Annotated in this window: 11 protein-coding genes; 5 read left to right on the forward strand and 6 right to left on the reverse strand. The window is 58.6% G+C overall.

Annotated features, from left to right (window positions below):
- The first annotated feature begins 118 nt into the window (after positions 1-118).
- Positions 119-1,414 (forward strand): HpcH/HpaI aldolase family protein, encoded by a 1,296-nt coding sequence (locus AC0L7P_RS20960; protein ID WP_473436055.1) that lies wholly within the window; start codon positions 119-121, stop codon positions 1,412-1,414.
- Positions 1,415-1,466: 52 nt separating this feature from the next.
- Here AC0L7P_RS20960 and AC0L7P_RS20965 read toward each other — a convergent pair whose 3' ends face one another.
- The 5 genes from AC0L7P_RS20965 to AC0L7P_RS20985 are packed head-to-tail and all read right to left on the reverse strand — an operon-like array spanning position 1,467 to position 7,350.
- On the reverse strand, positions 1,467-2,717 hold the full coding sequence (locus AC0L7P_RS20965; protein WP_473436056.1) for a glycine cleavage T C-terminal barrel domain-containing protein: 1,251 nt from the start codon (positions 2,715-2,717) through the stop codon (positions 1,467-1,469).
- Positions 2,656-4,425, reverse strand: a complete 1,770-nt coding sequence (locus AC0L7P_RS20970) for a 2Fe-2S iron-sulfur cluster-binding protein (RefSeq protein WP_473436057.1) — start codon at positions 4,423-4,425, stop codon at positions 2,656-2,658. The genes AC0L7P_RS20965 and AC0L7P_RS20970 overlap by 62 nt, the downstream gene beginning before the upstream one ends.
- Complete coding sequence (locus AC0L7P_RS20975) at positions 4,422-4,688, reverse strand: sarcosine oxidase subunit delta (protein ID WP_473436058.1); 267 nt, start codon at positions 4,686-4,688, stop codon at positions 4,422-4,424. Before AC0L7P_RS20975 ends, AC0L7P_RS20970 begins: the two co-directional genes overlap by 4 nt.
- A gap of 8 nt (positions 4,689-4,696) precedes the next feature.
- Positions 4,697-5,953 carry a sarcosine oxidase subunit beta family protein gene (locus AC0L7P_RS20980; RefSeq protein WP_473436059.1) on the reverse strand — a complete coding sequence of 419 codons (1,257 nt, stop codon included), beginning with the start codon at positions 5,951-5,953 and terminating at the stop codon, positions 4,697-4,699.
- Complete coding sequence (locus AC0L7P_RS20985; RefSeq protein WP_473436060.1) at positions 5,950-7,350, reverse strand: aspartate ammonia-lyase; 1,401 nt, start codon at positions 7,348-7,350, stop codon at positions 5,950-5,952. The genes AC0L7P_RS20980 and AC0L7P_RS20985 overlap by 4 nt, the downstream gene beginning before the upstream one ends.
- Positions 7,351-7,563: 213 nt before the next feature.
- Between AC0L7P_RS20985 and AC0L7P_RS20990 the strand changes: the two genes are divergently transcribed.
- The gene (locus AC0L7P_RS20990; protein WP_473436061.1) at positions 7,564-8,544 is read left to right on the forward strand and encodes an asparaginase; all 981 of its coding nucleotides are present in this window, start codon (positions 7,564-7,566) and stop codon (positions 8,542-8,544) included.
- Positions 8,545-8,551: 7 nt separating this feature from the next.
- Here AC0L7P_RS20990 and AC0L7P_RS20995 read toward each other — a convergent pair whose 3' ends face one another.
- Positions 8,552-9,598, reverse strand: a complete 1,047-nt coding sequence (locus tag AC0L7P_RS20995; protein ID WP_473436062.1) for a LysR family transcriptional regulator — start codon at positions 9,596-9,598, stop codon at positions 8,552-8,554.
- A gap of 71 nt (positions 9,599-9,669) precedes the next feature.
- On the opposite strand from AC0L7P_RS20995, the gene AC0L7P_RS21000 reads away from it, so the two are divergent.
- From AC0L7P_RS21000 to AC0L7P_RS21010, 3 genes are all read left to right on the forward strand, one after another.
- Entirely contained in the window at positions 9,670-10,719 is a 1,050-nt protein-coding gene (locus AC0L7P_RS21000) for a nuclear transport factor 2 family protein (RefSeq protein ID WP_473436063.1), read from the forward strand.
- 35 nt (positions 10,720-10,754) lie between these two features.
- The gene (locus AC0L7P_RS21005) at positions 10,755-11,477 is read left to right on the forward strand and encodes an alpha/beta fold hydrolase (RefSeq protein ID WP_473436238.1); all 723 of its coding nucleotides are present in this window, start codon (positions 10,755-10,757) and stop codon (positions 11,475-11,477) included.
- A gap of 115 nt (positions 11,478-11,592) precedes the next feature.
- On the forward strand, positions 11,593-12,924 hold the full coding sequence (locus tag AC0L7P_RS21010; protein WP_473436064.1) for an ABC transporter substrate-binding protein: 1,332 nt from the start codon (positions 11,593-11,595) through the stop codon (positions 12,922-12,924).
- Positions 12,925-12,928 lie beyond the last annotated feature (4 nt).

The following is a 12,928-nucleotide window of genomic DNA, read 5'->3' on the forward strand; positions in this document are numbered from 1 at the left end:
GAATGCGCTATACGTTGCGCGGCTCTTTGGCACAAGGTGGTATTTCTTGGTTTCGGCTTCGAAACCTGTCCATTCTCTGGTCATTGCCCCGACGCGTAACCTTAGGAAAGAATGCTAGATGCGACAGAACCAGATCAGAAAAATATGGAAAGACGGCGGTGTAGCGGTGAATGGCTGGCTGGCCATCCCAAACAGCTATTCCGCTGAAATCATGGGGATGCAGGGCTTTGACGCGGTAACGGTCGATCTGCAACACGGCATGATGGGGTTTGATACGGCGATGGGGATGTTTCAGGCGATCTCCGGCACGCCCGCGATGCCCTTTGCACGGGTTTCGAAGAACGACCCGGCGCTGGTCATGCAGTTGTTGGATGCGGGGGCCTATGGCGTCATATGCCCGATGGTTTCCACAGCCCAGGACGCCAGCCAATTCGCGCGGGCCTGCCGCTATCCGCCGTTTGGCAACCGGTCTTTCGGTCCGGCGCGCGGGATCACCTATGGTGGGTCCGATTACTTTGACCATGCCAACGACGAAATGATCGCGATGGCGATGATTGAAACCGCCGAAGGGCTTGAAAACCTGGATGCAATTGTTGCCACCGAAGGGCTGGACGGGATCTATGTTGGTCCAAATGATCTTTGCCTTGCGCTTGGCGTTGCCCCTCAGGCGGAATCCGAAGCGCAGGTCGTGAAGGATGCGATCGCCCGGATCGTTGATGCCTGCCGCACAGCGGGCAAGGGTGTCGGGGTGTTCTGTTCCTCGGGAGAGGCGGCCGCGATGCGGGCCGCGCAGGGGTTCAATTTTGTCACCCCCGGAAATGATGCCAACCTTCTGGGCAAGGCCGCGCGCGAGCAGGTTGCGGCTCGCACGCGGGGAAACGGCCCGGCCCGGCAAGAAAAGCAGCGGATACTGATCGTCCTTGTGGGCCGGATTTCATTGCTCCGGCCCCGCTTTCGCCAACAGATGCAGCATCAGAACCTCGTAAACGGATTCTGCCCAACTGCGCGGGATCATCAGAACAAAACTGTCTTCGGCCAAACGCTCTACCAAAACACCGACATGATGCAGGCCGGTTTGGGCAAACGAAGAAACCGGAAACGCCGCAAGCGAAAGGTCAACAGGCAGCACGCGCGTCAACAGGCCCATCGCACCCGCGCCGCAGATCGTCAGCCGAATACGGGAGTCAGACATATCCAGCGTGGCAAGATCGGGGTGGTGTGTCGGGGCCGCGCCTTCGGTCTGAATCAAAACGCGGTCGGGGGCCACGCGCCAAAGGCGGGCATGTTTTGCTGTTCCAACGGTCTTGGTGTCGGGGGGCAACGTCAGTCCAAGCTCTGCAATGGGCGTTGCGACCGCCTGTTCAAATCCTTCCCATCCCGCGATCTGCCACAGCGCGACAATCGGATCCTGTGAAATTTTGACAAACTCTCCATGGCTGGTCACACCCTGCGCGGTATAGGCACTGTCAAGCATTCTGGCGCTCTCCTGTGGGGTCAAAGAAATGGGCAGAGCAGACTTCGGCCAGATCATCCAACCCGTCGATGGGGCTGACCACGCGCAATGTTTCGCCCGTGCGCGTCGCCCCGCGGGACAGAAAAGCCAGCGCGATATTGCAACCAAGCGCGGGGGAATAGGTGGTCGATGACACCCAACCTTCGCCATGGCCCCTTGCCTCGGCGGTTTGGGCAAACAGCAGGGCGCCGGCTTTTGCGGCGGCCCCCTTTTGCATACGCAACCCGACAAGACCAGGGCGGGCCGGATCCTTCAGCACCGGTCTTTGGCGCAGCACCGAGCCGATGAATGGTTTCTTGGTCGAGGCGAACCCCTCCAATCCAAGATCATTGATTGTCGTGCGCCCCTCGATCTCTGCCCCCGCGACATGGCCTTTTTCGATGCGCAGGGTGCCCATCGCTTCGGTGCCGTAAGGGATCAGACCATGGGCCGCGCCCTTGGCGATCAGGGTTTCCCAGATGGCGCGGCCATGACGGGCCGGTATGTAGATTTCATAGGCAAGCTCGCCGGAATAGCTCATCCGGTGCAGACGGCAGGGTATGGAATCAATGGTCCCATGGGTGAAGTGATTATTGGGCAAAGCGTCGCGTGACACATCCGCGCCCTGACATACGGTTTGCAAAACGATACGCGCCAAAGGGCCTGCAACGGCGATGGCGGCCCATTGATCGGTTACGGTGGTGACATGACAGCGCAGATCGCGCCAATCGGTTTGCAACATCAACTCTGCCCGGGCCAGAACCTTTGCCGCATTGGCGGTGGTGGTCGAGACAAAGTAATCACCGGCCCCAAGACAGGCGACCGCCCCGTCATCCAGCACCAGCCCATCATCGCGCAACATGACACCATAGCGAAGACGCCCCGGAGACAGGGTTTTGAACCCGTTGGCATAGGTACGGTTGAGAAACTCGGCAGCATCCGGCCCCTGCACGGCGATCTTGCCAAGGGTTGAGACATCGACAATTCCGACCTTTTCACGGACATGTCCCGCCTCACGGATATAGGCGGCGCGCAGGTCTTCGCCGTGCTGCGGATAGTACCACGGGCGCATCCATGCCCCGGCCTCGGTCAGTCTGGCGCCGTTTTCGAGATGCCAGTGATGGATCGGCGAGCGCCGGGTTGGTGCGAAATGCGGGCCGTGGTCATGCCCCACCACCGCACCGATTGCCACAGGGGTATAGGGGGCGAAACGTGGTGGTGCCAACGCTTGGCACATCAAGGCCGCGCAGCATGGCCATCCGCGCCATCGCATTCAGGTTCGAGGTCTTGCCCTGATCGGCGGCCATCCCCGATGTGGTATAGCGTTTCAAATGCTCGACCGAGACATACCCTTCGGTATGCGCCTGATCTATATCGGCCAGCTTTACGTCGTGCTGAAAGTCGATAAAGGCCTTGCCACTGGTGCTGCCGTTCTGGTGGGTCAGCACGTGAACCGGCAACAGATCGCGCGGCCATGGCGTGGGGTGCGCTTCCAGCGCGGGCACGGGCGCCTGACCGGCAAGCGCATCGCTGCCCTGGGCAATACATTCGGCGGTTGCTGCCGCACCCGTGATCGCGCCGATGCAAAGAATATCCGCGTCGCGTGTGGCGTCGGGGACAAAGGCATCCAGTTCCGGGCGAAACACGGGCTTGCCATGGCGCTGGCTCCATAGATGCAGCGTAGGTGTCCAACCACCCGATATGGCAAGCAGATCACAGGGGTATGCTTGCGCGGGTTCAACGGCCTTGCCGTCATCATCAACCCTGGCAATCAGCGCCGCCTTTACGCGGGCCGCGCCTTTTGCACACATCACGCCATAGCCGACCCGCAGCGTCACACCCGCCTCGACCGTCGGGCGCGATATGTCGTCAGGCAGATTCTGGCGCATATCGCACAGTAAAACCGATGCCCCCGCCCGGGCCAGATCACGGGCGGTGCTGTGGGCGCTGTCATTGTTGGTACAGATCACGATCTGTTGGCCGCAGATCACGGCATAGCGGTTCAGATATTGCCGAACCGCCCCCGCCATCATCACGCCGGGCCGGTCATTTCCGGCAAAGACAAGGGGCCGCTCTATCGCGCCCGTGGCCAGCACTGCGGCCTTGGCGCGGACCAGCCAGTTACGTTGGCGTGGCAAGGCCGGGGCCGACGATGGCGGCAAGCGTTCCACCAGACCCCAGACATTGCCATCATAGGCCCCGAAAGCCGTGGTGCGGCGCAGGATGCGGACGTTGGGAAGCCTTGTCAGGTGGGCTTCGGTTTCACGCAGCCAATCAGCGGATTTACCGGTGGCCGGATCGGACAAAAGCCCCCCACCCACCGCAAAATCCTGCTCGACAAGGATAACATTGTCCCCCGCCTTTCCCGCCGCCAGGGCCGCCGCAAGCCCCGCAGGCCCGGCGCCCACGATCAGCCGGTCACAATAGGCGTTGATCTTTTCATATTGGTCGGGGTCAGGGTCTGTTGTCGCCCGCCCCATACCTGCCGCGCGGCGGATAAAGCGTTCGCACAGCATCCAGAACCCTGTGCCTTTGAATGGTCCAATAAAGGTTTTGTAATAGAACCCGGCGCCGAGAAACCGTGACATGGCACCGTTGAGCGCACCAATATCCCAACGCAGCGTCGGCCAGGCATTCTGTGCCGTGGCGGTCAGGTTTGGCGCGGCTTCGACAGTTGTAACGGGGGTGTTGGGGTCGCGTCGCGGCCCCACCCCGAGTTCGACCAATGCGTTGGTTTCTTCAACCCCTGCCGACATGATCCCGCGCGGGCGGTGGTATTTGAAGCTGCGCCCGATCAGCATCTGATCCGCCGCCAAAAGAGCAGAGGCAAACGTGTCGCCCTCAAAGGCGGCAATCGCCCTGCCCTCAAAGCTCAATGTCATTGCTTTGCTGCGGTCGATGCGGCCGCCAGATGCCAGTCTTCTTGCGGTCATAGGTCTGCCTCGCGTGCCAGAACCGCGCCGCTGATGTGGTGCGTCAGCGTGTCCCGCTCTACCACCAGCCATTGCCGACACCCCTGCACATGATGCCAGTATTCGCGATGCGCACCACGGGGGTTGTCGCGGACAAACACGTAATCATGCCATGCTGTCATATCGGTATTCTCTGGCGCCGGGCGCCTGAGCGTGGCATCCCCGCCATAGGTGAATTCGGTTTCATCGCGAAGCCCGCAGACGGGGCAGGAAAGTCGGAGCATGTTCTACCTCAATGCGCGTTGGGGGTGGGGCCCACGCCTTTTTCGTCGATCTGGTATCCCCGCGCGAAGCGATCCAGCCGGAACTCTGCGGTGTCGGGGTGGGGTTCGCCCTTGGCCAGGGTCCAGGCATAACAAAAGCCCGAAGCCGGCGTGGCCTTGAACCCACCATAACACCAGCCCCCGTTGAGCCAGAGCCCGTCAATCGGCGTCCTGTCGATGATCGGAGAACCATCCATCGACATATCCATCACGCCAGCCCAATGGCGCAAAAGGCGCAGACGCGACAGGCAAGGCATCAGCGCCTTGGCCGACTGAAGGGTGTGTTCCACCAAGGGCAATCCGCCTCGCTGGGCATAGGAGTTGTACCCGTCCAGATCGCCACCCAGCACAAGGCCGCCCTTGTCCGACTGACTGATATAGAAATGCGCCGCGCCGAAGGAAATGACCGTGTCCACCAACGGCTTGAGAGGTTCGGTCACAAAGGCCTGCAAGGCGTGGGTTTCGATCGGCAGGCGCAACCCCGCCTTTGCGGCCAGATGCCCGGTGTGGCCCGCAACGGCAAGGGCAACCTTGCCTGCCTTGATCGGCCCGCGCGTGGTTTTGACACCCTTGATGACGTTGCCGTCCCAGAGATACCCCGTCACTTCGCATTGCTGAATGATATCGACACCCAGATCGCTGGCCCCCCGGGCATAGCCCCATGCCACCGCATCATGCCGCGCGGTGCCGGAACGCTGCTGATAGATCGCACCCTGAATGGGAAAACGCGCCCTGTCCGACCAGTCGAGATAGGGCAAGCGGCGCCGCACCTCGGCACGGTCAAACAACGAGGCTTCAATTCCGTTCGCCATCAGAATATTGCCGCGCCTGCGGGCGGCATCCATCTGCGCCGGCGAGTGACACAGGTTATATTGCCCACGCTGGGAAAACATGACGTTGAAATTCAGATCGCGGCTAAGGTTTTCCCACAAACGCATGGAGCGTTCGTAAAACATCGTATTGCCGGGCATCATATAGTTGGAACGGACAATGGTGGTGTTGCGTCCGGTATTGCCCCCGCCCAGCCAACCTTTTTCGACAACGGCAATGTTGCGCAGCCCGTGTTCCTTGGCCAGATAATAGGCGGTGGCCAGGCCATGCCCGCCGCCACCGATGATCACAATATCATATTTAGGCTTTGGGGTCGGGTCACGCCAGGCGTGCGACCAGCGTTTATTCCCCGTCAGGCCATGGCGCAGGATCGACAGGGCGGAATAGCGGCTCATGCAACGCTGTCCTTGCGGATTGTCGAATCCTGAAGCGTGGAAAGAACCTGATCTTTGCTGAGCAATCCGCGTTCGATCACGAGCTGCACAAAGGGACGCTGTTCCTTGATCGACAGCTTCACCAGTTCCGAGGTTTTGGCATAGCCAAGCTGAGGGACAAAAACCGTGGCCATGGCAGAGGAATCCATCAGATTCCGCAAGGAATGTTCACGATTGGCCTTGATCCCTGAAACACAGCTTTTGGTGAAAATCCGTGTAGATTTTGCCAAAAGATCAATGGAATCGAACATCCGCGATGCGATGATCGGTTCGAAATGGTTGATCTCAAGCTGGCCATTCAGCGCCGCCAGCGACACACCCGTGTCATTGCCGACAACGGCAAAGGCGACCTGCTGCATCAGCATCGGAATGACCGGGTTGATCTTGCCCGGCATGATTGATGATCCGGGCTGCACAGCGGGCAGTTGGATTTCACCCACCGCGCTATTGGCCCCCGACGACAACAGAATGAGATCTGCCGCGATCTTGCCGATCACCTCGGCTGCGATGCGGATTTCAGAGGAAACACGCGCGAACGCATCGGCGTTCTGCATTGCGTCGAACATGTCATCGGGGGGCGTGACGGGTTTGCCCGTGATCCGCTGCAAATGCGTATAAAGCGCCGGACGATAACCGGGTGCCGCCCCAAGACCGGTGCCGATTGCGGTGCCGCCCAGTGGCAAGACCAACAGATCGTCACAATCATCGGCCAGCTTGCCCCGCAACCGGCGGATCGCCGCGGCATAGCCGCCAAACGCCTGCCCAAGCCGCATCGGCTGCGCCGCTTGCATACAGGTGCGCCCGATCTTCAGCACATCGTCGAATTCTTCGGCCTTTTCCTGTAGGTGCGCTGCCAGTTCGCCCAACGCGTCCAGCAAAGTTACCGCCTTTTGATGCACCGCCAGCTTGACGGCAGAGGGCACAACGTCATTGGTCGATTGCCCCGAATTCACATGATCGTTCGGGCTGACGATATCGTACTGCCCCCGCGCATTTCCCAACAGGTCAAGGGCACGGTTTGCCAGCACCTCGTTGATATTCATGTTGATCGAGGTGCCACCCGACCCCTCCATCATATCAACGGGAAAGGCATCGGCGTGACGACCTGCAATGACCTCATCTGCGGCTGCAATGACGGCGACTGCGATCCGGCGATCATATACGCCCAGATCCCGATTGGCGTTTGCCGCCGCCGATTTGATTTGCGCCAACGCGCGGATGAATTCCGGCTCATCACCAATCACGCGCGAAGAAATCGTGAAATTCTCGATCGCGCGAAGTGTTGAAACGCCATAAAGGCAAGTGGCGGGCAGTTCACGTTCGCCGAGACTGTCCGTTTCAGTTCGAATATTTGGCATTTGCGATACGATCCAACACGAAAAGAGGTTGCGGGTTGTCAGAATGGTTGCGCAAAATTTTCATCAGCGGCAGGGTAAATCGCCAACAATTAGCCAGATTTACAACTATCAGAAGCATGGGTCATACTGTTGCTGGTAAACCCGTTTGATTTGCAGTTGGCCGAAAAGACCGGCACAGCATCGTGACCGTTGACGTCAGAAAAGAGAACCATCGTGCGTGAAACAGCTTTTATCGGAACGGGCGGGACGATCGCGTCCCTTGGGAGTGATCGCTTTGATGTGCTGGATTATGCAGCGACCGGGCAATGGCTCGATGCGGCAGAACTGATCGCCCAATCCGGTCTGGATGGCGTCATCGCGAACATCCGCACCGTGGAATTCCGCAGAATCGACAGCACCGCAATGACCCTGAATGATTGGGTCGATCTGGTCCAAACATGCACCGCCCTTGCGGATGATCCGACAATCGGCGGAATTGTGATCGGCCATGGAACGGCAAGCCTGGAAGAAACCGCATGGTGTTTGTCGCTGCTGTTGCGCTTGCCGATCCCTGTGGTGCTGACCGGGGCAATGCGGCCCTGTAATGGGGTGTCGTCGGACGCCAACGCCAATCTGGCGGCGGCGTTCAGGGTTGCCCAATCTGTGAAAACGGGCGGCGTTTGGGTGGTTTTGAATGACGAAATCCATGCGCCCCGCGATGTTCGCAAAACCGATACGGCGCTGGTGAACGCATTCCGCTCCGATGGATTCGGGCCAATCGGTCACGTCAGTGGCGCCGATGTCAGAATTGACCGGCCCCTGTCTGACCTGTCAGAGATTTTTCACTTTGAGGTGGCGCATCTGCAAAACATGCCGCGTGTCGATATCTGTCATTCCCACATCGGAGCGGACGGGGTTGCGATCCGCAGTTTTGTTAACGCCAAAGCAGGGGGAATTATCAGCGCGGGCTTTGGCCCCGGCATGTCCACACCCGCCGAGGCCGAGGCGCTGACGGCAGCGGTCCGGCAAGGGGTGACGGTGGTTCAGGCAACAAAAGGACTGGCCGGACGTGTGGTGGATGGCGCCGATAATCGCCGCCGCGGGATAATTTCGGCCGGGCTTCTTTCGGCGGAAAAAGCGCGAATCCTTCTCGGACTTTGCCTTGCACGCAAGGATGGGCCAGACCGTATCGCGCAGGCTTTCGCCCAGGCGTGATTCCCCGTCATTCCAGAATCATCTCGTCTGTCTGGCTTGCAAGCCATGGGATCTGACTGATGAACTGGGGCAGAATTTCGGTGCGGATCAGATTGCGTGAAATGCTGGCAATCTTCGGCCCCAACGTCGTCAATTCCCCCCGGCGCACGAAAAGCGACACCTTGCGTGAAAACCCCGGCCCCGACAACGGCAGGACGGACAATCCCGGCTGATGCACGCCGCCCTGCAACATGCACAGGGGCGTAGAGATGGCAACGCCGACATCACGCGTCACCATGGCGAGCAGAGAATCAGAACTGTCGAATGCCAAAACGCGCGCCTGTTCCAGCCCGACCCGCCGCAGATGCCGGTCCACCTGGCGCCCCATATGAGATCGCGCGCTGTAGTGAATCAACCGGTTCGATTTCAATACATCCCCAAGCGGGAGATTTCGAAGTTCCGGGGCCTTATGCGCCGCACAGACAAGAACGAAAGGTTCGCGGAACAGGGGAAATTCGTCGATATCCCCTGACCCTGTCAAATCCTCCGAGGTGATTGCAGCGTCGATCGCGTGCTGTTTCATCGCATCGGATTGTGCCGGCGCAAGCCCGGACAGCGCCGAAAGCTGCAACGCCAGGGCGCCGTCAATCAATTCACGCAACAACAGCGGCCCGACAGTAGACGCGAATGTGTCAATCATCCCAAGGCGCAGGTTGAACCGCTCGGGGGCTGCGGCGGCGGCACGCACGCTTTCGATCATCTGATCCACGCTGTTCTGGATCTGCGGCATTTGCTCCAACAAGATTTGCCCCGCTTTTGTCGGAATGAACGGACGGGTATCGCGATAGATCAGATCAACGCCGAACCATGCCTCGGCCCGCTTGAGCGCCTGCGACACTGCGGATTGAGTCAAGCTCAATCGCGCCGCCGCCAGGCTCATGCTGCCCTCGGAAATTGCCACAACAGCAGTTTCCAACGTATTCAGATCAACCCTGCTGTGCATCGCTGAATTTCCGTTAATGAAGTCAAGTAATGTCATTACTACACCGAGTTCCGCCTTTGGCAATTGCAGCATTGCGGATAGCGTTGCGGAAAGTGAACCAGGGGCGCCGCCCCACGTCACCACATCATGATCACAGGACTACAATGACACTCCCCGACCAGCTTTCAAACATCGATCCGCAAACCTATGCACCGTACCGCGATCCGCGCGATTACATCCTGTCCTGGACTGATGAAATCTGGATCGACATGGGGTTGGGCCGTTTGGGCGAACATTATGACCAGACGATCAAGGTTCACACCGCCTATGGCGAAACCTATGATTTTGACCATGTTATGATGAACTCTGTCCAGAAGATGAGCGCGTTTCCAAATGGCGGCGGTGGCAGCGGCGAGGATGTGGTTTGGGAAGAACGGGGCAGCACGGGCTTTATTTCTTCGCACCGTGTTTTCAAAACCGGCACCCATACCGGATATTGGACCTATGGTCCGCCAACGGGCAAAGACTGGGTATCGCGCACCATCGCACATTGCACCGTGCAGAACGGCAAGGTGGTCGAGGAATGGTTGGTGCGCGATGAATATGCAGTGCTGCAATCGCTGGGGCTGGAGCCTGAGAAGATCGCGTGGGATCTGGCAAAGGCGTCGCCCGTCACCGGCGAAAGGTTGGATGTTCTGAATTCCCAGGCCTTTGGCGGCACTTATAATGAGCCCGCGATCGAAGGTGTTTCCGGCAAACGCCCTGACCGTTTTCGCGCCGAATGCGACATGATCGAAAACATGTTCGAGGATGTGTGGAACCGCCGCCTGTTCAACAAGGTCAGCACCTATTGCAATGACAAGGTGGTTTGCCATTCGGTTCGGATGCGCCGGGCGCAGGGCATTCAGGGATATCAACAGCAAGTCATTGATTTGCTGGCCGCCTTCCCGGATGGGCGGATCGAATTGCGCGATCTGGTGGTGAACGAAAGTGCCGATCTTGGCCTGCGGGTCGCGGCAGTCTGGACCATGCACGCGACCTATTCGGGCGTGCCGCTGTACGGCGCCCCAACACGCACACCTGTCCGCATTATGGGGATCACCCATTTCGAACTGCGCGACGGCAAGATTTTACGCGAATGGCGCATCTACGATGAGATTGCCGTCCTGACACAGATCATGCAGGCGCGCCAACTTGCCGGGGAAGAGCTTTGAGCAAAGACCTGCCTCTTGTTGCGATTGGTGGCACCTTGTGTGACCGGCGTATATGGACCCCGATTTTGGGTGAAATGGATGCTGGCGCAACCGTCATCATCGCGGGGCAGGTTAACGGCAAACCCACAGATTGCGCCAATATGACGGCCTATGTGAAACAGCTTGAGGCAAGTCTGCCTGACAAATTCATCCTGGCCGGGTTTTCCCTGGGGGGCCTAATTGCACTTGAAATCATCGCCCAGCACCCCGAGCGCGTCGCGGGCCTTGCCCTTGTCTGTGCCGGATTGGGGGCGGAAACAGAACAAGGGGCCGCAGCACGGCGTTCTGATGAGGCACGCGGAGCAGCCAAAGGAATAGCCACCCATGCGCGTGCGGATCTTTGGCCGCGCTTCAACACTCGGAACGATGCGGATCTGGCCACTTACACCGCAATGGCAGAAACTGTGGGGCCTGATCTGTATCGCACCCAGAACGATCTGGCGATTTCGCGGCGTGACAGCACCCCGAGGGCCGCGCAAATCACGGTGCCTGTCCTGTTGGTGTCAGGTGCCAATGACAAACTCTGCCCGCCGTCGCGACACGAGGTTATCGTCGGGCGGTTCGAGAACGCGACCCGGGCCGTTATCGAAAACGCCGGACATATGATTGCATTTGATCAGCCGAAGGACTTATCGGGCATTCTGGGCAGTTGGATCACCAAGGTGACGGCAGGTGAGAAGAGCCGGGATGAAAAGCCCCTCAGGCGGGAAAAGGCCTAGCCATCAAACAAATACCAATCGGATTGCATTTGCGTAAGCATTCGAATGCGGCCACATGAAAACGACAGATCATTGGGTGAAAACCCAATTCAAGCTTAACAGAGGGAGAGACAACATGGTTATCAACAGACGTATGTTTTTGGGATCGGCAGCCGCCGCGGCCCTGTTGACCGGCACCAGCACAGCCTGGGCACAAGACACCGCAGAAGCGTTTTCGCTGAAACCGGGCAAGCCTTATGCAGGGACAACGGTCAACATCATGCTGCCGAACGCCGGGCAATACCGCGCACAGGCCAAACGCCTTGATCAGTTGAAAGAACTGACCGGTATCGACGTAGTCCACTCTTACGTTCCCTACGGTCAGTTGCTGGACAAGATCACAGCCGAGGCGATTGCAGGCAACGACGCTTATGATCTTGTGACCTATCAGGATTCCTGGGGGCCGTCGCTGACGCCATATCTTGTTCCGCTGGATGATCTTGTTGCCGCTGATGGCTTTGATATGACCGACTATCCGCCTGTATTCGTGGATTGTTCATCCTACAAAGGCACGCTTTACGGGCTTCCCGTTCGGGGACAGGCACAGCTCTTGTTCTATCGCAAGGATCTGTTCGAAAAGGCAGGTGTTGTCCCACCAACGACAATGGATGAACTGGTTGTTGCCGCGAAAAAGGTGCAGGATGCCACTGGCGTTGCCGGCATTGCGATGGATTACGGCAAGGGCAACGGATTTCAGAACCTGTTTTCCTGGATGAACTACATGCGCGGCCATGGGGCCGAGCTGCTTGATGCAGATGGCAAAGTTGCCTTCAACAGCGACGCCGGTGTCGAGGCAACCCGCGATTATCTGGCGCCGCTGCTGGAAGCTGGTGTCGCAAACCCCGGTTCGGTTCAATTCGTTGAAGGCGACAAGGTATCGTCCTTTGCCGAAGGCAATTCGGCAATGGTAAGCGCCTGGTGGTGGGGCTATGCCCGCTTTACCGGCGAAAACTCCAAACTGAACTCTGATCAGGTCGGTTTTGTAGCGGTTCCCGGGTTTGGCAATGACACCAAGTCGGGCATTGGTCAGTGCATGCCCTTTGGCATCTTCAACCTGTCCAAGAACAAAGAAGCCGCCTGGGAAGTTCTGAAGTGGATGGCGGCACCGTCCCTTGAGGTGGACATCACCACCGACAAGAGCGATCCCGACACCAATGAGATCATCGTCGTGCATACGTCCAGTTTGCTGAACAAGGACGTGAATGCAGCCAACTTTGGCGTGCAGGAAGTGGGCTATGAAAGCCTGAAAAATGCACGGGCCATGCCGATGTTGAAAACATGGCCACAGGTTGCGTCCGTTTTGGAAGCAATGATTTCGGATATTGCGGCCAATGGTGGTGATATAAAAGCGAAACTTGACGCCGCTGCTGTGGAAGTTCAGCGCGCCGTCGATCGCAACCCGGAGTAATCCG

The organism is Oceaniglobus sp. K40-3 (assembly GCF_055808395.1).